The organism is Priestia sp. FSL W8-0524, assembly GCF_038005965.1.
Taxonomy (GTDB): domain Bacteria; phylum Bacillota; class Bacilli; order Bacillales; family Bacillaceae_H; genus Priestia; species Priestia zanthoxyli.
In genome coordinates, this window is record NZ_JBBOUG010000001.1 from 1034731 (window position 1) to 1055654 (window position 20924).

Below are 20924 nucleotides of genomic sequence, written 5' to 3' on the forward strand. Positions count from 1 at the left end.
CTTCTTAAGAAGAAGACTTTTTTCGCCTTCTTATCTTCCAAGCAATAAATTGCTTGCTGGATTTAGCACCATGTCTCTAACGACTGGTTGCTGAGGTTTCAAAGGGCCAGTCCCTCCACCTCTCATGATAAGAATCAATTGTATATAATTGAAACATATTTTTTTAAATAGAAAGAATACTTATTTAATAATTTATCTGATTTTTAGAAATTATACAACAGTAAATTGTGAATTTCCAGCAAATATTGAGGAAAATTTAAAAGCTAAAGGGAAAATATCCGTATATTTTGTTTGAAAACTGCCGTTATGTTAAGGGATAAAGGGTTTTCATGAAAAAAACAAGAAGGAAATAAAAAAACGAAAAAGGAACAGCACCGGGTGAGGCGAGGATTTACATATAAAAGGCTCGTCTTTTTTTAACCGTTTCTACATATAGTGAACTATGAAGGGTAGAAGGGTGATGGGCATGAAAAGGTGGAAACTCACGCTGCAGGTTGCTGCTACGTATGTAGGCACCGTTGTAGGAGCCGGTTTTGCAACAGGCAAGGAAATTGTTCAATTTTTTACACAGTACGGGGAACTTGGAATGGTTGGAATTTTGGTCAGCGGCTTGTTTTTTATTTGGCTAGGTTCGAAAATGATGCTGCTTTCGCACGCAATTGGGGCTTCTTCTTATCAGCAGCTTAATACATATTTATTTGGTGATGTACTTGGAAAAGCGGTAAACGGTGTAATGATCGTCATTTTATTTGGAGTAACTTCAGTCATGCTGGCGAGTACGGGGGCAATAGGAAAAGAACAGTTCGGGCTGTGGCCTCCTGTTGGGATGATTTGTACAATTGTTTTAACTTATATATTTATCGCAAGAGGAATTAACGGTATTTTAATGGTTAATTCTCTTGTTGTGCCGATGATGCTTTCATTTGCTTTTATCATCTTTGTGCCAAATGTCAGCTATTTCTCACTGATTCAAACGAAGCCGGACTTAACGCTCGTCACACAGTGGAAGTGGGCGGTTAGTCCCTTTTTATATATTTCCCTAAATCTAGCTTTGGCTCAGGCCGTTTTAGTTCCATTAGGAAGCTCCGTGAAAGATAAGAGCGTGATCAAAAAAGGGGCCGTAATAGGAGGATGTGTACTTACGTTTATGCTTGTTTCTACTCATCTTGCCCTTTCCAATTTGCCTTATTCATTTCAACTTGATATTCCTATGAGTGCCGTTGTTAAAAATATCTCAGCGTGGGTGAATGTTTTATTTACGGTAGTTGTGTTAGGTGAGATTTTTACTACATTGATTGGAAATGTATTTGGAATCGCTAAACAGATTCAATCATTTCTTCCCCTGAATGACAAACAAGCTTTTGCGTTTATTATCTTGGCATGCTTTATTATCGGGCAATTTGGATATGCTCAGCTTCTTGAGTTTTTGTATCCGATATTTGGCTATATTGGACTAGCTTTTGTATGGATGCTATGTATTAAAAAAGAAAAAATAAGCTAAAAGCTGGATTTTGCAGAACAGATGTGAAAAAACGAAGTTAAATGATGTGACAAGTCGATTTTACTTTGCTATAATGTAAAACAAATAAGACTCTAGCAGTCGAATATATTATCCTTCGGGGTCGGGTGTAAGTCCCAACCGGCGGTGATAAAGCATATGCTTTTAAGCCCGTGACCCGTTTTCATACGATGTATGTTAGCGGTGGATCTAGTTAAAATCTAGAGCCGACAGTAAAAGTCTGGATGGGAGAAGGATCAGGAAGCACAGTTGTTTTTTTGTGTTGTATTAATAAGGGACAGGTTTGCCTTTTTTAAAGCTACCCTTGTTTTTGTACACAAAATATAACTGTTTATTTCGTATACAATTAGCGGAATTTTGCATAGATAAAACTGATTCAGCTCAGCCGACCCCTTGGACATTTGTTCAAGGGGCTTTTTTATTTTCAGTGGTTGGGGGAAAGATAAATATGAAAAAAAAGCAGCTGCTATTTCAAAACGGCATAAGAAGTTGGAATAGCGCCAAAGCAGGTGAAGAAAATGTTCACAGGTATTATTGAAGAAATTGGAAAAATAAAACGTATTCAAAAGGCTACAGAAGCAATTGTTCTTACGATTGATGCGAAGACCGTGTTAGAAGATGTGAACTTAGGGGACAGTATTTCAGTTAACGGCGTTTGTTTAACCGTAACGGCTTACTCTCAAAATGAATTTACGGTCGACGTCATGCCGGAGACGATTAAAGCAAGTACCCTGCAGCTTCTAACCGTTGGATCACGTGTTAACTTAGAACGGGCAATGGCTGCAAATGGCCGGTTTGGAGGGCATTTCGTCAGCGGACACGTTGATGGAATTGGAACCATTGTAAGCAAAACACGTAAAGGAAATGCCTTTTATTATGAAATTCAAGTGGATCCTGAACTTCGTGAATTTATGATGTTAAAAGGATCTGTTTCTGTAGACGGAACAAGCCTTACTATTTTTGATGTCAGCAACCAATCATTTACTATCTCTCTTATTCCTCATACGGTACTTCACACAGTCGTGGGAGACAAACAGCGAGGAGACAAGGTGAATATTGAATGCGATATGTTAGCTAAATATATGCATCAGATGATGGCTAACAAGTCAACTCCTGGCGCCTCGAATCGGTCAGGTAATATGAAGGATTTATTGCAGCAGCATGGTTTTACAAATTAACAGTGAGGTGAAAGAGATGTTTCATAAAGTAGAAGAAGCCATTGAAGAGTTAAAAAAGGGAAAAGTGGTTATTGTATGCGACGATGAAGATCGAGAAAATGAAGGAGATTTTATTGCATTAGCCGAAAAAACGACGCCTGAGGTTATTAACTTTATGGCTACTCATGGAAGAGGATTAATTTGTACACCTGTTAATGAAGAAATTGCGCATAAATTGAATCTTCACCCAATGGTAGTGAACAATACGGATGTACATGGAACAGCATTTACAGTAAGTATTGATCATATTTCAAGTACAACAGGTATCAGTGCGTACGAACGTTCTGCTACCGTTATGGCTCTTGTAAATGAAGCAACGGTAGCAAGTGATTTTCAACGACCAGGACACATTTTTCCGTTGATTGCAAAAGACGGGGGCGTTCTGCAGCGTGCGGGTCATACAGAGGCCGCTGTTGATTTAGCCGTGTTAGCAGGAGGAAAGCCTGCGGGTGTTATTTGTGAAATCATGAATGAAGATGGAACAATGGCACGTGTACCGGATTTAACAAAGATTGCAGAGCAATTTGATTTAAAAATGATTACAATAAAAGATTTGATTGCCTACCGCCGCAAACATGACCAGCTGATTAGCCGTGAAGTAGAAGTAAGCTTACCTACGGCATTTGGTGATTTTAAGGCTGTAGGATATACAAATAAACTTGATAATAAAGAACATGTGGCTCTTATCAAAGGTGATATCGATCATAATAGCCCCGTTCTCGTGCGTGTTCACTCCGAGTGTTTGACTGGAGATGTGTTTGGCTCTGAGCGCTGTGACTGCGGTCCTCAGCTTCACGCAGCTCTTACGCAAATTGAAGAAGAAGGACGCGGCATTCTGCTGTATATGCGTCAAGAGGGCAGAGGTATTGGCTTATTAAATAAGCTAAGAGCATATAAGCTGCAGGAAGAAGGATACGATACCGTAGAAGCGAATGAAAAACTCGGGTTTGCTGCGGATTTGCGAGAGTATGGAATCGGTGCTCAAATCTTAAAGGACCTTGGAGTCAAACAAATGAAGCTTTTAACGAACAATCCTCGCAAAATTACTGGGCTAAAAGGCTACGACCTTGAAGTGGTAGAGAGAGTGCCTCTTCAAATGCCGGCAGTGGATGCCAATAAAAAATACTTAGATACCAAAGCTAAAAAACTAGGTCATTTATTACATTTATAAGTTTACACTTTTTTTCGTTATAACAAATGAAGCTAATTCATGAAAAGAAATGTAAATAACTATATATTACTACTAGCAGGAGGAACAAGAGATGAATCATTTATATGAAGGAAATTTAGTTGGCACAGGATTAAAAATCGGAATCGTGGTAGGGCGTTTTAATGAATTTATTACAGGGCGTTTACTTAGTGGAGCAGAAGATGCGCTTAAACGTCACGGCGTAGCTGATGAAGATGTAGACGTGGCTTGGGTACCGGGCGCTTATGAAATTCCATTAATCGCTAAAAAATTAGCTGAATCTAAAAAATATGACGCGGTTATTACGCTAGGAACGGTTATTCGAGGAGCTACTCCACACTTTGATTTTGTATGTAATGAAGTAGCAAAAGGCGTTGCATCTCAAAGCTTACAAACAGGCGTACCAATTATCTTTGGTGTATTAACAACTGAAACAATTGAGCAAGCAATTGAACGTGCAGGAACAAAAGCAGGAAACAAAGGATGGGAAGCTGCAGCATCAGCTATCGAAATGGCCAACCTTTCAAAAATGATTGAAGGATAATAGAGGTCATTCCAGTTTTTGTAAGATAAAGAGTTAAAAGAGGCTGAAACAAAAGTATGGTAGTTGAAAGAAGATCCGAACGATGAATCGTTCGGATTTTTTCATGGTTAGGGTTACATTACAACATAGGTTTCCTGTATGTAGGCTTCTAACTGTTGAGTGGAGAGCAGGGCGAAGGCTCCTGTACGGAAAGCGAAGCCTTGCAGGGAAATCAACTGCAGTGCAGCAAGCGATCCATACTATCTCATGTATCCGATTTGTTCGCCTTTAGATTAGATTGATGTAGTATGTCTCAATCTCTTTTGAATAGCAGCTAGCTATGTATAATTTAGCTAAAACGTCTTACTCTAAGTAATAATTAGGTCGTAAAAGGGAGACGTCTATGCCTCATTATACTGCTTTTTTTGCATTGATTATTATCAGCACAGCCGTTTTGCTTACAGTCTTCATACGTAAAAAAGATAAAAAGCTAGTCGTTTTGCTTTTTTTTATCATTGGAATGGCTTATGTACTAGAGTATGTTGTATTTGTGTTGTTTGAAAGTTACGAGTACGATCCTGATTTTATGACCAATGAATATTTTGATAATTTGTTTGGGTCCTTAACTTCTCAAACGTTTGCTTTTCCAATCATGGCTATGGTGGTAGCTGCTTATCAATTAAAATTTCGCTATATTTTAATCATTTCGGCTATGTTTATGGGGATTGAAGAATTATTTTTACACTGGGATATTTATACACATCACTGGTGGAAAACAATTTATACAGGCGTTTTAATGACTATAGGCTTTAGTATTTCAAAGATTTGGTATGTATGGCTAACAGAACGGTATATGACATTTGTGCATTACGCTACATTTTTTCTGGGAATGCTCGCCATTACTTCTACTATTATGTTTCTGCTGTTAGCATACTTTCATAATAATTGGTTTTATACGGGATGGTTTGCGTCGGTTACTCATGATTCCGTAAATGCAACGATGATTTATGTTTGTATTGTTACGATTCTCCTCGTTTGGAGTGTAGTCAAAGAATTTTTTATTGGAGCTGGGATCATTATAGCGGGGCTGCGTATAGTAGATATTTTACTAATTCACTATGGGATTTTACTGGTATCTATTACCACTTCACTTGTTCTTTTTACGCTTTTACAAGCGGGTATATTCATTCTGAGCGTTATGCTTCAACATTTTATTATGAAAAATTGTTATGGGACGAGTAAAAAAGACGTTGCGTTTCCAGCGAAGAACTACTAAGATAATACGTAACTCAAATAGTTTAGTTCAATAATATTTGAAACAAAGAAAAATGAATTGACGGTTATGCGTATTATTTGTAAGATAGGAAAGCAAATAATAGAAAGCCGAAACAGGGGAGTGAAGGATTCGTGAAAGAGTCCTTTTTTGTAGAAAAGGTACTTAATAATAATGTATTAATTGCTAAACACCTTACCTATGATGAAGTTGTGCTAATTGGGAAAGGAATAGGGTTCAACAAGAAAAAAGGCGATGAAATCGATGCAAAAGCTGTGGAAAAAATGTTTTTGCTAAAGAGTGAAGAAGAGCAAGAACAGTACAAGCAGCTTTTAGCTCAGGTGGATGAAGATGTAATTGAAATGATGAATGATATTGTAACGCATATTCAAAAACGCGTTAATATCCCTTTGAATGAGCATATACACATTTCATTGACAGATCATATCGCCTTTGCGATAAAACGTTTTCAGCAGGGGATGGGTCTTAAAAATCCATTTTTACTTGAAACAAAAGCCTTATATCCAGAGGAATATACGATCGCATCTGAAGTGGTAGAGATCATTAGTCGTAAAATAGGCGTGCAGCTTCCGGTAGGAGAGATTGGTTTTATCGCGCTTCATATCCATAGTGCGCTGACTGAAAAAAACCTGTTAGAAGTGAATCAAGACTCGCAGCTTATTCAAACGATTATTAATGTGATTGAAGAATCGCTTCATCTGCAGGTAGACAAAGAATCTGTACACTATATGAGATTGATTCGTCATTTGCATTTTGCCATTGATCGAGTAAAAACAGGGGAAAAAATAGAAGAGCCAAAAAAAATTGCTTTGCTATTGAAAGAAGAATATCCTCTGTGTTACAATGTGTCTTGGAAAGTGATAAAAGTAATGCAGCAAGCGTTACATTTACCTGTGTATGAAGCAGAAGCAGTTTACTTAACGATGCATCTGCAGCGACTTATAACAAAAACGGATTTATAAAATCATTTCAATACGTGTTACTGATACGATCAGGCATGAGTGAGAAATGAAGCGATGTGTAATTGGATGAGTATATCCATTTGTCGTTTCTTTTTCCTCATGCCTTTTTTTGTTATAAGAAAGCGCAATCATTGAAGACTTCGCCTCATAACACCGGGAAATGTAATGAGTTTTCTAGTTAAAGAAAGCGTTTTATGAAAGCGCGTTAATGATTCACGTATCAAATAAATAGCTTGTTGCACACTAAATATATAAAAGGAGGTAAGCGCCATGTTTAAAAAACTTTTTGGAGTATTACAAAAAGTCGGAAAAGCGCTTATGCTACCGGTTGCGATTTTACCGGCAGCAGGGATTTTACTTGGAGTAGGGACAGCGCTTCAAAACCCTACATTGTTGGATGCAGTACCGGCACTTGGTGCAGACTGGGTTCAATTAGTTTCAAATGTTTTGTCGCAGGCGGGTCAAATCGTATTTGACAACTTATCGCTATTGTTTGCCGTTGGTGTTGCCGTTGGTTTAGCCGGTGGTGACGGTGTAGCAGGTATTGCTGCAATCGTAGGTTACTTAATTATGAACAAAACGATGAGCACAATCTTAGTGGCTACAGGACAACTAGATCCTGACAAAATGGGTGCTAATCCAGCTTACACTAGCATCTTAGGAATTCCTACGTTAGCTACGGGTGTATTCGGGGGTATCATAGTAGGTATTTTAGCTTCATCCATGTATAATCGTTATTTCAATATTGAATTACCATCTTACTTAGGGTTCTTTGCAGGAAAACGATTTGTACCAATTATTACTGGGGTATTTTCAATTCTTTTAGGTGTTATTATGATTTTCATTTGGCCGCCAATTCAAAGCGGATTAAATGCTTTCTCTACCAACATGATTGATGCAAACCCAACTTTATCAGCGTTTGTATTTGGATTAATTGAACGTTCATTAATTCCATTTGGACTTCATCACATCTTCTACTCTCCGTTCTGGTTTGAGTTTGGTGATTATGTCAATAAAGCAGGTCAACATATTCATGGTGACCAAAAGATTTTCTTTGCTCAATTAGCAGATGGCGTGCCTTTAACAGCAGGAACATTCCAAGTTGGTAAATTCCCGTTCATGATGTTCGGATTGCCAGCAGCCGCTCTTGCGATTTATCACGAAGCGCGTCCTGAAAACAAAAAATATGTAGCTGGTATCATGGGTTCAGCTGCTTTAACATCTTTCTTAACGGGTATTACAGAGCCGCTTGAGTTCTCGTTCTTATTCGTAGCACCAGTATTATTTGCGATTCACGCAGTATTTGCTGGTTTGTCGTTTATGGTTATGCAATTATTAAATGTTAAAATCGGTATGACATTCTCAGGTGGGGTTATCGATTACGTTCTATTTGGAGTTATGCAAAACCGCACAGCATGGTGGCTAGTTATTCCAGTAGGTTTAGTTCTAGCAGTTATCTACTACTTCGGTTTCCGCTTTGCAATCCGTAAATTTAACTTAAAAACACCGGGTCGTGAAGATAAAGAAGAAGGAGAAGAAGATGTAAAAGTAGAAGCAGCAGAGCTTCCGACAAATATTTTGGCTGCACTTGGCGGTAAAGAAAACATTACACATTTAGATGCTTGTATTACGCGTTTACGTGTTTCAGTAGATGATGTGGGTAACGTTGATAAAAACCGTTTGAAAAAACTTGGAGCAGCTGGTGTTCTTGAAGTTGGTAACAATATTCAAGCTATTTTCGGTCCGAAATCTGACACGTTAAAAGGTCAAATTCAAGACATTATGAATGGCAAAACACCGGTTGTCACAAAAGAAGAGACAAAAACAATTGAAAAACCTGTTGCAACATCTGAAGTAGGAAGCGATAATGGTAATGATATTGTTTCACCGATTGAGGGAGAATTGGTACCTTTATCGGAAGTACCAGATCAGGTATTTTCACAAAAATTAATGGGTGACGGTTTTGCGATTATTCCGAAAACAGGCACAGTAGTTGCACCAGTGGACGGAAAAATAGTAAACTTATTCCCGACGAAACATGCTTTAGGTATTGAATCAACGACTGGACGTGAAATTTTAATTCACGTTGGTATTGATACAGTTAATTTAAAAGGCGAAGGTTTTGAAGCTTTAGTTGCCCAAGGCGATGAAGTGAAAAAAGGACAGCCTCTATTGAAAATTGATTTAGACTTTGTAAAAGAAAATGCGCCATCGACGATTACGCCGATCATTTTCACGAATTTACAAGCTGATGAAAAAATTGATATCTTAAAGCAGGGCCAAGTTTCTCAACAAGAAGCAAATATTATTAACATTTCAAAGTAAAAAGGAGATTGATTTAACATGGCACAAAAAACATTTACAGTAACAGCAGACTCAGGAATTCACGCACGTCCAGCAACAACTTTAGTACAAGCAGCAAGCAAATTTGATTCTGACATCAACTTAGAATTCAACGGTAAAACTGTAAACTTAAAATCAATCATGGGCGTTATGTCTTTAGGTATTCAAAAAGGCGCTACAATCACTATCTCTGCAGAAGGTTCTGACGAAGCAGATGCACTTGCTGCTCTTGAAGATACAATGAGCAAAGAAGGATTAGGCGAATAATGACAAAGGAAATTCAAGGCATTGCCGCTTCTAGCGGCATTGCTATTGCTAAAGCATTTCGTCTAGAAAATCCAGAATTAACCGTTGAAAAAAAATCAGTAACTGAAGTTGAAGCAGAAGTAGCACGTCTAGAAGCTGCGCTAGAAAAATCAAAATCAGAACTTGAAATTATTAGAGAGCACGCTCGTAAAGAACTTGGAGATGACAAAGCAGAAATCTTTGAAGCTCACTTATTAGTTCTAAGCGATCCTGAACTTATTAATCCAATTAAAGATAAAATTACGAATGAAAATGTAAACGCTGAACATGCACTTGATGAAGTAGCGGCAATGTTTATTAATATGTTTGAGTCAATGGACAATGAATATATGAAAGAACGTGCTGCTGATATCCGTGACGTAACAAAACGTGTATTAGCTCATCTTTTAGGTGTAAACGTTTCAAATCCAAGCTTAATCTCAGAAGAAGTTGTCATTATCGCAGAAGATTTAACGCCGTCTGATACAGCACAGTTAAATCGTAAGTTCGTAAAAGGATTTACAACAGATATTGGCGGACGTACTTCTCACTCAGCAATTATGGCGCGTTCAATGGAGATCCCAGCTGTTGTAGGTACAAAAACAGTTATGGAAGACATTCAAAACGGCGTATTAGTAATTGTTGATGGTTTAGATGGCGAAGTTATCGTTGATCCAAGCGAAGAAACAGTAAAAGCTTACGAGAAAAAAGCCGCTGAGTATGCAGAACAAAAAGCTGAGTGGGCTAAGCTTGTAAATGAAAAAACGGTTTCAGCTGATGATCATCACGTTGAACTTGCAGCTAACATTGGTACACCAGAAGATGTAAAAGGCGTATTAGAAAACGGCGGCGAAGGCGTTGGCCTTTATCGTACAGAATTCTTATATATGGGCCGCGAAGATCTTCCGACGGAAGAAGAGCAGTTTACTTCTTATAAAACAGTTCTTGAACGTATGGAAGGCAAACCAGTGGTTGTTCGTACTCTTGACATCGGTGGAGACAAAGAGCTTCCTTATTTAAATCTACCAAAAGAAATGAACCCATTCTTAGGATTCCGTGCTATCCGCTTATGTCTAGAGATGCAAGACATGTTCCGTACACAGCTTCGTGCGCTTCTACGTGCAAGCGTATACGGTAATCTGAAAATTATGTTTCCTATGATTGCTACTGTTGATGAGTTCCGTCAAGCAAAAGCTATTCTTTTAGAAGAAAAAGCAAAACTTCAACAAGAAGGCGTACAAGTTTCGGAAGACATCGAAGTAGGGATGATGGTAGAGATTCCTTCTTCAGCGGTAATCGCAGATTTATTTGCTAAAGAAGTAGATTTCTTCTCTATCGGAACAAACGATTTAATTCAATATACGCTTGCTGCTGACCGCATGAATGAGCGCGTGTCTTATTTATACCAACCGTATAACCCAGCGATTCTTCGCTTAGTGAATATGGTAATCAAAGCGGCTCACAAAGAAGGTAAGTGGGTAGGCATGTGCGGAGAGATGGCAGGAGATGAGATTGCCATTCCAATTCTTTTAGGCTTAGGCTTAGATGAATTCTCAATGAGTGCAACGTCTATTCTGAAAGCTCGTTCTCAAATCCGTCAATTATCAAAAGCTGATATCGAACCTCGTTTAGATACAATTCTATCAATGTCTTCTACGGAAGAAGTTATTGAGTTCGTAAAATCAACTTTTCATATTGGATAATAAAAAGGTGTGATCATATATGATCACACCTTTTTTATCTTTTAAGAGAAAATAGTAGGCAAAAGCATATTTGCAAACAGCATTGTAAGAAGTGCTGCTACGATCATGCCAAGGCTAGAAAAAGTGCCTTCAATTTTTCCAAATTCAAAAGCTCTTGCTGTACCTGTCCCATGGGAAGCTACTCCTAAAAGAAGACCTCTTGCTAGAGAAGAATGCAGTGCGAGGAGCTTAATCAGTTTTGGAGCGACCATACATCCTACTACACCGGTTATAATCACAAACATAATGGTAATATTCGGATCTCCTCCTAGCGTCTGAGACACATTAACGGCAATAGGAATCGTAACCGATCTTGGAATCAAGCTATGAACCAGCGTTGATTGTAAATGAAACACTAATGCTAACAGCATGGAAGAAATCATGGCAGCAAACGTTCCGAGCCCTACGCTTAAGCTGATTTCAACACGATGTTTTTTGAGTAAATCAAAGTATTTAAACATAGGAACAGCAAAAGCAACAGTTGCTGGTCCAAGCATAAAGCTAATAGCACTGGCACCTTGCTTATAATGATCATAAGAGCCATTCGTTACTAATAAGATGCCAATTAAAAGAATGGGGGCTAGTAAAATAGGGGAAACTAGCATAGACTTATATTTTTTATAGAGCACTTTTGTGCCGACATAAACGAGCAGTGTAAGCGGAAGAGCAATCCATGTGAGTAATGTCATTTTAGCGAACCTTCCTTTCTTCTTGAAATATGTTCTGCAATGATTCCCGTTACAGACATCACAATAATCGTACTGATTGTGATAATAATCACAATCTGGATTCCAAAATGCATCAATACATCTCCATAATTGATGAGTCCAACGACGGCTGGTATGAAAAATAATAATAGTTCTCCCACTAACAGTGTTCCACCTTGTTCAACCCAGCTTAATTTAATTACTTTAAAGTACAGTAAGAAAAACAGTAAGAAAAATCCGATGATACTACCTGGCACTGGGAGGTCAAACCACTGTGAAATACTTTCTCCTATTAAAAACAGAGCCGTTAGTAATAAAATCTGTAAAATCACCATAATCAGTTTCATGATTAGCCTCCTTTATTTATGTTTTTATTCATTCATTCCTAGTTTGTTGAGACAATAATGGAGTCGTCTATGCTGAAAAGACGACTCCATCATGGGAAAAGAGAAACTATTTGGATTTTGCAAATGGGGATACAACTTAAGTAAATGAATGCTACACACTTATCTTACAAAAAAACGACTATAATATGAAATATATAATAACTATGATAACTATTCTTTTTAGTTATAGTCGCAAGAAATCTCTTTACAAATGCGTTGGTAACCTTTTCAAAAAAGCGTTTGTGAAATATAAGGTGTAATTATTTAATAAAAGGCAATCAAAAAAAGAAATTGTGACATGCCTACATCCATTCAATCTAAAGACGAACCAATGGGATAAATGATTTAGTATGAATGACTTGTTACACCGCCATGAAAAAAATCCGAACGAGTTTGATTCTTGATGGAGAATCAGGCTCGTTCGGATTTTTAATTAAACTACTTTTGTCTCAGCTTTGTTAAACTGTACTTTTAATATAATCAATAAAAGCCTGTGTAGCATAAGAGATATATCGATCTTTTTTAACGATTAAAGCAATTTCCCATGGAATAGCATTCTCGAGATTAATTACTTTCATATGCTCCAAATCAAGCTTTTCACATAATGAATAAGGGAAAAGAGCAATGCCGAGATTAGCAGCTACCAGCTCTCCAATGAAGTCCCACTGAGAGCTTTTAAAAGCAATATTAGGCGTAAATCCATTTTTTAAACATTCGTTATAGACCATTTCATGCATGGTGAAGTCTTCATGAAAGGAAATAAGAGTTTCGTCTTTTAACTCTTTTAATGAAATCGTAGAATGCTGAGCCAACGGATGAGATTTATGCACAACAAGCTGCAGCGTTTCTCGAGCTAAAGGAGTCGTAAAGAACATATTTTCATCAACTGGAAGTAAAACTACCCCCACGTCCACTTCTCCTTGTTCCACAAACTTTTGCATTCTTTTAGCGCCATATTCCACTAATTGAATATCAATCTCAGGGTATTGCTCTCGAAATGCTTTAATAATAGTAGGAAAAAACAATGTACCAATAATAGGGGGAATGCCTATTTTGATGGTTCCTCTTTTTAAATGCATTAAATCATAGAGGGAATCCGATAAATCTCGGAGAGAAGATAAAATGCTTTCAGCTTGCTCGTACACAATTATTCCTGCATCGGTAAGCTGCACTTGTTTGCCAGCGCGATCAAACAAAGGTGTGCCGAGCTCTTCTTCTAATGATTTAACCATTTTACTGAGAGAAGGTTGAGAAATATGCAGCGCTTCAGAAGCTCTTGTGAAATTTTTATGTTTAGCCACTTCTGTTAAGTAATGCAAATGGCGAACATCCATTTTGTATACCTCCGTGTTCATACATGCTAATTAATAAGATACACACATTCTACCACATTCACGATCAGCTCTATACCTTTCTTTCCTATCCAATAAAATGATCAGTAGAAGGGGGAGTGAATACAAAAGAAATTGCCAACAATATATATTTACACATTGTTTATTTTAGAAGTATAATATATAAATCAGTAGAACGGTTACATATCGATCACAGAATCAATCAATAAGGTGGTTAGAACGGTTGAGTAAAGCAGATGAAATAAGAGATATCGTTTATATTAATGGCCATGTAAATAAAAAATGCTTTATTACATATGGAATTGAATTTAAAGAGTTTTATCATTCCCTTCCTACGCCGCTTGCAAATATATTATTGTTAAAGCACGGTTTTGAAGACAGTGATTACCATTACCAAACCCATATGGACTATGTAGAAGAAGAACAAATTCATCTTTTAGCAGAGGATGATGTTTATAATTATGGCGATTTTTGTTGGATTGATTTTGAGGATATATCTTCGTTGGATTTGTTAGAACCTCAAGATATTGCAGCGCTGCTGTATTTAGGTCATTTAAAAAAACCGCTCAATTCGCCATTTAATAATAAACTCGGTAATCAATTTGTTTATTTAGCTCACGATGATGGATTTTATAACAAAATCTATTTTCGAGACGTGTATGATATGAAGCACATTTTAAGTCGAATCATTCCGTTAAAAATGTCAGCAATTAAGCAAAAAAGATTTGTATTTAGAAGGAAGAAGTTAGAATATCCGATTTTGCCGCTCGTGTTAGCAAATACGCTTCTTACTTTAACGAATGACGGTTTGTTTATTGATTTTGAACATATGGTTCAATCCCGTAAAGATATTAAAATTCCTTTGTATACAATCGGTGATTTTGACGATATGAATGAAATGTATAATGATCGGTTTGAGCACAAAGAGATGAGTAAATTGCAGGCGCATCTTGTTCTGACTCATAAAGAACTGGAGTGGAGCATTGAAGAAGTTCAATAATCTAAAAAGAAGTTGAGACATAACGTAATGAATCCAATCAACTGCTAGAAGGAACGAGACAGATAAAACTATATTCACCATCACAAAAAAACGAACCACTAATCAAACATGTTGATTAATGGTTCGTTTTTCACTTGGGCTAAAATGCTTTTGTCCCAGCCTCTTTTTGAATAGACGTATAAAATGGATTTTTCCATTCCATTAGTACGGCGTAGTTGTGTGAATCTTCATCTTCAATATAATTTGCTGCGAGGCCAATAGGCGTTCTGCCACAGCGCATCAAAAAGGTCATAACGGGGTCGTAGAGAGTTCCGGCTGATACAAGGTTCATATATTCAACGGGCGTGTACAAGGAAGACACTGGTGCGTATCCAGGGATGCGGCACCCGCCGAGCAGCCTTTCTAACTTGTAATGAATCACCACTTCATATAAAGACTGCAACAGCAGCTTCCCAAGCCCCATTGATCGATGCGAAGGAGTGACGCACACGTCCACTACATAAAGCGTATTACCAGAAGGGTCGTGCGTATGAATATATCCGCTTCCTGTTACTTCATCCCATGTGTGAGCCGCATTTCCTTCCACTGAAACAATCGCGCTTGTGATAGATCCGCATATTGTCCCGTCTATCTCCACACATAGCGCTCCATCCGGAAAAAGGGAAACATGGTTATTTAACTGATCTTTACTCCATAATAATTCAGAAGGGAAAGGAGGGGGAAAACTTTCTTCTTGAATCCGAATCAACTCATCAAAATCATTGGATGTATATGATCGTACCGTACATATTACAGGCTTATTTTGATGAAAGACAAAGCATTGCTTTTTATACACTGCTTTTTTGCCTCCTTTAAGAAATAATTTTCAGATAATTATACCATATGGAAAAAAGAAATTATTTCATATTTATTGAAGAATTTGACGAGAACGTGATAAAGTTAAAAAGATTCGAACTATTAGACGAGGTGAAAGAAATGGATGTTGAATTAAAAGGAAAAACAGCGCTTGTATTTGCAGCCAGCCAAGGGCTTGGCAAAGCGATTGCTGCTAGACTCGCAGAAGAAGGCGCAAACGTTATGATTGCAAGTCGTTCAGAAGAGAAACTAGCCCAAGTAGCAGAAGAGATTTCATACCTTGGAAGCGGACAAGTGTTACATAAAACGGCAGACGTTACAAAAACAGAGGACATTCAAGATGTTATTCAATATACAGTAGATACGTTTGGAACTATTGATATTTTAATTAATAATACAGGAGGTCCTAAAGCTGGGAACTTCCTTTCGTTAACAGATGATGATTGGAAGCAGGCATTTGAGTTAAATCTCCTCAGCTATATTCGTATTATTCGTGAGGTAGTGCCCTTTATGAAAAAGAGCGGAGGACGTATTGTCAATATTGCTTCTTCTTCCATTAAAGAGCCAATTGCTGGACTTATTCTGTCAAATACCTTCCGTACAGGAATCGTGGGACTTACGAAAACACTTGCTTCAGAACTAGCAGAGGACGGTATCTTAATTAACACGGTTGCGCCAGGAAGAATTGCAACAGACCGAGTGAAAGAGCTAGATACCATTCGTGCTGAAAAAATGGGAGTAGACGTTTTAGAAGTTGAAGAAGAGATGAGAAACCAAATTCCTCTTAAGCGCTACGGTCAGCCTGAAGAGTTTGCTAAAGCCGTTGCTTTCTTTGTTTCGGGAGCGAATTCATATATGACAGGCCAGTCGTTTCTAATCGACGGAGGCATGGTGAAATCCATTTAGTTACATAGAAAAACCCTGCAGCTGCAGGGTTTTTTGTTAAATCCAAGTTGTAACTTGATCTAATGGTAAACGATCGCTAGCATGTGCTTCTTTAGCTGCTTTTCCAACTGAAATAAGCATAACTGGAATGTATCGATCCTCAATTTTAAACTCTTCTACAAATTTTTGTGCGTTAAATCCGCCCATTGAACATGTGTCATATCCTTTTGCTTTTGCTGCAAGCATGAATGTCATAGATGCAAGCGAAGCATTTGTAAACGCGGCATCGCGGGCGAAAGCACCGTTTTTATAAGCGCCGTTAATTTGTCCTGACAAAATGTTTTTTACGTCTTCTGTCATGTGACCTGCTTCGACTAGTGGGTTGTAAACGTCATCTACATTTTTATTGGCTTCTAAATCACCTAACACAGCTACTACAGCGCCTGCTTCTGTAATTTGTTTTTGGTTGTAAGCAATTGGAAGTAGACGTTCTTTCGCATCTTGGTCTGTAATAACAACGAAATGCCAGTGCTGTAAGTTCCAAGCTGATGGTGACTTCACTGTTGCTTCTAAAAGTTCCGTTAATTCTTCTTTGCTTAATTTAGCTGAAGAGTCATATTCTCGAATCGATGTACGTTCATTTACCACATCAAAAAAATCTTTTGTCATAATAAAAACCTCCGTTAAAAGTATGTATTTCTTTAGTGAATCGATGCACATTTTATAATGATACACTATTGAAGTCAATTTATATGCTTCTAGTATACCCGCTCTTATGTGCTATCACTCACAAAAAAATGCATACACTTCTTACCATCGGTTTAACGTGATTGACGAGATGTAAGATAAGCTTCAATTCGATCACAGGCTTCACGCAGCGTGTTCATGGAATACGCATACGACAGGCGTACATATCCTTCACCGTGGGAAGAAAAAGCGCTGCCGGGTACTAGTGCAACACCCGCTTCTTTGACTAACTCCAGGGCAAAATCAAATGAATTACTGTGGAAGTTCTGGATAGAAGGGAAGATATAAAAAGCACCAGTCGGCTTTTCTACGTCAAATCCCATGTTTACTAGTCGGTCATACACATAATTCAGTCTTTGTTCGTATTCTTTTTTCATATCCACCGCATCGTTTTTACCTGCTGTCAGTGCCTCGAGTGCAGCTGCTTGAGAGACAGAAGAAGCACAGCTCACGTTGTATTGATGAACTTTTAAAATATGTTTGGCTAAATAAGAAGGAGCAAATAAAAGACCAATTCGCCAGCCCGTCATGGAGTGAGACTTTGATACTCCGTTAATAACAATTGTTTTCTCTCTCATAGATGAAATGGAGGCAATGGACTGATGTTTTTTATCAAAAACGAGCTCGCTGTATATTTCATCAGATAGTACAAAAATATTTTTATCGCTTAAAAGAGCGGAAATTTCTTCTAATTCTTGCTGTGACAACGTCACGCCTGTAGGATTAGACGGATAAGGTAAGATGACGCATCTTGTTTTAGAGGTCAAATGTTGTTCGATTAAATCCGCAGTTAGTCGAAATCCTGTTTCGGTTGTATCAATATGTACAGGTTTAGCCCCGTTTAACCGGATAAGCGGTTCGTATCCTGGATAAACAGGTCCAGGCAAGATAACTTCGGAATCTTCTTCTAAAATGGTGCGAAGAGCAATATCAATTGCTTGACTAGCTCCAATGGTCACAATTACTTCATCCGCTGGGTTATAGTGCAAGTCATATTTTTCTTTGACAAATTGAGCTGCTGCCTCGCGCAGTTCGATTGTTCCAGCATTGTGGGTATAAGAAGTTTGGTTACCATCAATTGCAGATTTTGCCGCTTCTTTTACATGCTGTGGTGTTAAGAAGTCAGGTTGTCCAATTGTGAGGGATAAAACATCTTGGTATTGTGAGACCATATTATAAAATGTACGTATTCCTGATAGTTCAATTTCTTTGACACGTTTATTGATTAAGTGCTCCATGGTTTCAAATCCTTCCGCGTATTTTCAACTCATTTTATCACAATGAAAATAGGTAAAAAACCACTATTTGCGCATTTTGCAAATAGTGGTTTTAAGTTAGGTGTTATATAGCTTATTATAAGCAGTTGTTAGTTCATAAAATTGTTCTTCATCTCTGTTATCTAACGCATCGTCGATAAGAGATTTCAAATGCTGTTTATTAAAGTTTGTACTCATAGTCGTTAAAATACGATCAGCTTCTTTTGCGTAATAGTGTTGGTAAGGTGTGTACTGAGATGAGTGAGGATAGTGATTCATATTTTTTCGATAAGAACTCATAACATAAACCTCCTTTTTTAAAATAAAACGCAGCTTCTATTACTTGAAATGTACCCTTTCTATATAGTTGTTAACCCTGTTTTTAACTGCGAATGTGCTAAGGTATGTGTTAGGAAATCAGAGGTTCCTTGCTTCACGTTCAATTCTAGATTCAAAAAAATAAGTGCATAAAAAGACCTGCATATATATGCAGGTCTTGTATATTAGTCAGTGTGTATTTGGCCTTCACGCCAATAAACGGGGGAAACGTAGCCAAAATCAACTTCATGATCGTCCAATGTGACAACGCAGTGATCAGAGCCTTCTTGTTCTTTAATATCTTGATATACAGCTTCTTCTACGTTTTCAATAATGGTCATTTCATTATCGTCATTAAAAAGAATGACGGAGCCTTTCATATTACGAACACCTTCTTTTAAGATTATTCATTCACTTTGTGTAGTATAAACCGTTTTGGCTGTAGAGTCCACAGCTATCTTCGATTTCTTGTTAAAAATTTGTGAACAGGCTTTTAGGAATGAATAAGAAACCCTCTAAATAGAAGAGTAACCGACTTGTCTATTCTTTCTTGAAGGGTAGCAGAGTCGGGTTGGTTAGTACACCAGTAGAGAAGGGTGCCAAAAAAATTAAGTATAGCAATAGAAGCCATTTCTTCGGCAGGGATATCGACTATAAGTTCACCTCGGTCTTGTCCTGTTTGAAAAACTTTTGTAAAATGAGCGCGCATTTTTTCAATTTGAAGAATTTCAGATTGTTGAAAGGAACTGTTGGTAATAGCAATATGAAACCAAGAACGGATTAGGTGAGGGTTCGCTTCTTCGTTTGATTGTGCTAGTAATAAAAACAGTTGTTTAACAATGGCAGCAGTTGATTCTTCAGTTTGAAGGAGCTGTTCTAATTTATAGGAGATACGGTTTGTGAAATTAATTCCAAGGTAGTGAAGAACTTCTTCTTTTGTTTTGAAGTAATTAAAAAATGTTCCCTTTGCTACACCCGCTTCATGCGTAATTTGAGACACAGTCGTTTTTTGATATCCCTGCTGTTGGAATAAAGAGATAGCTGCTTTTTGAATGCGTTTTTTTGTTTCTTCTTTTTGTAATCCTCTGTTCATAAATTACACCTCATTTGAATAGGAGTGGTCGTTTGACTCAAGTTCATAAGCTAGTATAGAGAAGTAAAGTAGAGCAAGTAAAAAACTGAGCAGAGGATAAGGCGAAAGGGATCAACGCTCATGTTTTTATATAGTATATAATATTCTGTTAATTCGTAAAACAATATTTTATGTATATGTTTTAGGGAAAAAGGATAATAAAATAAGAAAATTTTTCTTTACGGATATAAGAGGTGGTCACTATAATAGGAAATATGGACTATTAGATAAGCGGGTGAGATGAGAGGAGTAAGTGATATGAATCAAGATAAAGGAATACTGTTAGAAAGTGGTACAAACGAACTGGAAATTGTCGAATTTGAGATAGGAAATGTTTTATTTGGCATCAATGTAGTAAAAGTTAGAGAGATTATTAATCCTGTATCTATTACACCTGTTCCAAATGCGCATTCTTACATAGAAGGTATTATAGAGCTAAGAGGAGAAGTTCTTCCTGTCGTTGACATAGCAAAAGCGTTAAAAATGGAACCTTCAAATACGCCGGAAAAAGATAAGTTAATCGTCACAGAGTTCAATCAGCAAAAAATAGTCTTTCACACACACGCAGTAACGCAAATTCACCGTATTTCTTGGAAAGAAATTGAGAAGCCTTCAGATTTGTATCAAGGTTTGGAAACGCAGATTACTGGAGTGGTAAAATTAAACGGGCAAATGCTTCTGCTGTTAGACTTCGAAAAGTTGATTTCTGATGTGAACCCTGATGCGGGTATTAATCAGTCGAAAATAAAAAAGCTAGGGGCTAGAGAACGTTCTAATAAAAAGATTGTCGTGGCTGAAGACTCGCCGCTGCTGCGCCGAATGATTGAAGATACTCTTGCACAAGCAGGTTATGAGAACACGGAATTTTTCGAGAACGGTGAGGAAGCATGGAACTATCTAAGCTCAGTGATCGATGAAGGAGTGGAAATCAGTGATCAAGTCCAGCTGCTTATTACAGATATAGAAATGCCGCAAATGGATGGTCATCATTTAACTAAAAAAGTGAAAGAAAATCCTCAGCTTTCTATCCTTCCAGTTATTATTTTCTCTTCTCTTATCACAGAAGATTTACGTCACAAGGGAAAAATGGTAGGAGCGGAAGGACAAGTAAGTAAGCCGGAAATCGGAGAGCTTGTTGAGTTGATTGATCTCTATATTTTGTAGGAAGACAAAAAAGTGCCTGAAAGCAGATTGCTCCACTTCAGGCACTTT

General features: G+C 37.6%; 21 protein-coding genes and 2 riboswitches. Of the genes, 12 read left to right on the plus strand and 9 right to left on the minus strand.

All coding sequences use genetic code 11. The features are described 5' to 3' along the window. Positions 1-27: 27 nt before the first annotated feature. Positions 28-134, minus strand: a riboswitch (SAM riboswitch). Positions 135-466: 332 nt separating this feature from the next. The 9 genes from NST66_RS05100 to ptsP all read left to right on the plus strand — a co-directional run bounded on the left by NST66_RS05100 (position 467) and on the right by ptsP (position 11035). Further along, positions 467-1501 carry a YkvI family membrane protein gene (locus tag NST66_RS05100; protein ID WP_318282993.1) on the plus strand — a complete coding sequence of 345 codons (1035 nt, stop codon included), beginning with the start codon at positions 467-469 and terminating at the stop codon, positions 1499-1501. A 107-nt stretch (positions 1502-1608) separates the two neighbouring features. Continuing rightward, positions 1609-1759: riboswitch (FMN riboswitch) on the plus strand. Between the two features lie 278 nt (positions 1760-2037). Further along, positions 2038-2697, plus strand: coding sequence for a riboflavin synthase (gene ribE, locus NST66_RS05105; protein ID WP_028414136.1), 660 nt, complete (start codon positions 2038-2040; stop codon positions 2695-2697). A gap of 16 nt (positions 2698-2713) precedes the next feature. After that, positions 2714-3907 carry a bifunctional 3,4-dihydroxy-2-butanone-4-phosphate synthase/GTP cyclohydrolase II gene (locus NST66_RS05110; RefSeq protein ID WP_028414135.1) on the plus strand — a complete coding sequence of 398 codons (1194 nt, stop codon included), beginning with the start codon at positions 2714-2716 and terminating at the stop codon, positions 3905-3907. 91 nt (positions 3908-3998) lie between these two features. Continuing rightward, complete coding sequence (gene ribH / locus NST66_RS05115) at positions 3999-4469, plus strand: 6,7-dimethyl-8-ribityllumazine synthase (protein WP_013056007.1); 471 nt, start codon at positions 3999-4001, stop codon at positions 4467-4469. Between the two features lie 382 nt (positions 4470-4851). Next, complete coding sequence (locus NST66_RS05120) at positions 4852-5724, plus strand: hypothetical protein (RefSeq protein WP_033578393.1); 873 nt, start codon at positions 4852-4854, stop codon at positions 5722-5724. 131 nt (positions 5725-5855) lie between these two features. Continuing rightward, positions 5856-6704 carry a glucose PTS transporter transcription antiterminator GlcT gene (glcT, locus tag NST66_RS05125; protein WP_013056009.1) on the plus strand — a complete coding sequence of 283 codons (849 nt, stop codon included), beginning with the start codon at positions 5856-5858 and terminating at the stop codon, positions 6702-6704. Positions 6705-6974: 270 nt separating this feature from the next. Next, positions 6975-9029: a glucose-specific PTS transporter subunit IIBC gene (ptsG, locus tag NST66_RS05130; RefSeq protein WP_028414132.1), complete on the plus strand. Its 2055-nt coding sequence runs from the start codon at positions 6975-6977 to the stop codon at positions 9027-9029. A gap of 18 nt (positions 9030-9047) precedes the next feature. After that, the gene (locus tag NST66_RS05135; protein ID WP_013056011.1) at positions 9048-9314 is read left to right on the plus strand and encodes a phosphocarrier protein HPr; all 267 of its coding nucleotides are present in this window, start codon (positions 9048-9050) and stop codon (positions 9312-9314) included. Further along, positions 9314-11035, plus strand: a complete 1722-nt coding sequence (gene ptsP, locus NST66_RS05140; protein ID WP_340843181.1) for a phosphoenolpyruvate--protein phosphotransferase — start codon at positions 9314-9316, stop codon at positions 11033-11035. The genes NST66_RS05135 and ptsP overlap by 1 nt, the downstream gene beginning before the upstream one ends. Before the next feature lie 41 nt (positions 11036-11076). Here ptsP and NST66_RS05145 read toward each other — a convergent pair whose 3' ends face one another. The 3 genes from NST66_RS05145 to NST66_RS05155 all read right to left on the minus strand — a co-directional run bounded on the left by NST66_RS05145 (position 11077) and on the right by NST66_RS05155 (position 13501). Next, entirely contained in the window at positions 11077-11763 is a 687-nt protein-coding gene (locus tag NST66_RS05145) for an LrgB family protein (RefSeq protein WP_033578394.1), read from the minus strand. After that, complete coding sequence (locus tag NST66_RS05150; RefSeq protein WP_014461029.1) at positions 11760-12128, minus strand: CidA/LrgA family holin-like protein; 369 nt, start codon at positions 12126-12128, stop codon at positions 11760-11762. The genes NST66_RS05145 and NST66_RS05150 overlap by 4 nt, the downstream gene beginning before the upstream one ends. Positions 12129-12625: 497 nt before the next feature. Further along, positions 12626-13501, minus strand: coding sequence for a LysR family transcriptional regulator (locus tag NST66_RS05155; protein ID WP_033578395.1), 876 nt, complete (start codon positions 13499-13501; stop codon positions 12626-12628). Between the two features lie 241 nt (positions 13502-13742). Between NST66_RS05155 and NST66_RS05160 the strand changes: the two genes are divergently transcribed. Further along, positions 13743-14519, plus strand: coding sequence for a hypothetical protein (locus NST66_RS05160; protein ID WP_033578396.1), 777 nt, complete (start codon positions 13743-13745; stop codon positions 14517-14519). 139 nt (positions 14520-14658) lie between these two features. On the opposite strand, the gene NST66_RS05165 is transcribed toward NST66_RS05160, so the two are convergent. Then, a complete protein-coding gene (locus NST66_RS05165; protein WP_033578397.1) occupies positions 14659-15354 on the minus strand; it encodes a GNAT family N-acetyltransferase in 696 nt (231 codons plus the stop codon). Positions 15355-15494: 140 nt separating this feature from the next. Between NST66_RS05165 and NST66_RS05170 the strand changes: the two genes are divergently transcribed. After that, positions 15495-16280, plus strand: coding sequence for an SDR family oxidoreductase (locus NST66_RS05170; RefSeq protein ID WP_028414127.1), 786 nt, complete (start codon positions 15495-15497; stop codon positions 16278-16280). A gap of 36 nt (positions 16281-16316) precedes the next feature. On the opposite strand, the gene NST66_RS05175 is transcribed toward NST66_RS05170, so the two are convergent. The 5 genes from NST66_RS05175 to NST66_RS05195 all read right to left on the minus strand — a co-directional run bounded on the left by NST66_RS05175 (position 16317) and on the right by NST66_RS05195 (position 19673). Further along, complete coding sequence (locus NST66_RS05175; RefSeq protein WP_014461024.1) at positions 16317-16928, minus strand: nitroreductase family protein; 612 nt, start codon at positions 16926-16928, stop codon at positions 16317-16319. A gap of 152 nt (positions 16929-17080) precedes the next feature. Then, positions 17081-18244 carry an aminotransferase A gene (locus tag NST66_RS05180; protein ID WP_033578399.1) on the minus strand — a complete coding sequence of 388 codons (1164 nt, stop codon included), beginning with the start codon at positions 18242-18244 and terminating at the stop codon, positions 17081-17083. A 96-nt stretch (positions 18245-18340) separates the two neighbouring features. Next, the gene (locus tag NST66_RS05185) at positions 18341-18562 is read right to left on the minus strand and encodes an IDEAL domain-containing protein (protein ID WP_013056021.1); all 222 of its coding nucleotides are present in this window, start codon (positions 18560-18562) and stop codon (positions 18341-18343) included. 203 nt (positions 18563-18765) lie between these two features. Continuing rightward, positions 18766-18960 carry a hypothetical protein gene (locus NST66_RS05190; protein ID WP_013056022.1) on the minus strand — a complete coding sequence of 65 codons (195 nt, stop codon included), beginning with the start codon at positions 18958-18960 and terminating at the stop codon, positions 18766-18768. A gap of 113 nt (positions 18961-19073) precedes the next feature. After that, complete coding sequence (locus tag NST66_RS05195) at positions 19074-19673, minus strand: TetR/AcrR family transcriptional regulator (RefSeq protein ID WP_013082269.1); 600 nt, start codon at positions 19671-19673, stop codon at positions 19074-19076. A gap of 297 nt (positions 19674-19970) precedes the next feature. Here NST66_RS05195 and NST66_RS05200 point away from each other — a divergent pair, with 297 nt between their 5' ends. Further along, on the plus strand, positions 19971-20876 hold the full coding sequence (locus NST66_RS05200) for a chemotaxis protein (RefSeq protein WP_048020021.1): 906 nt from the start codon (positions 19971-19973) through the stop codon (positions 20874-20876). Positions 20877-20924: the final 48 nt, after the last annotated feature.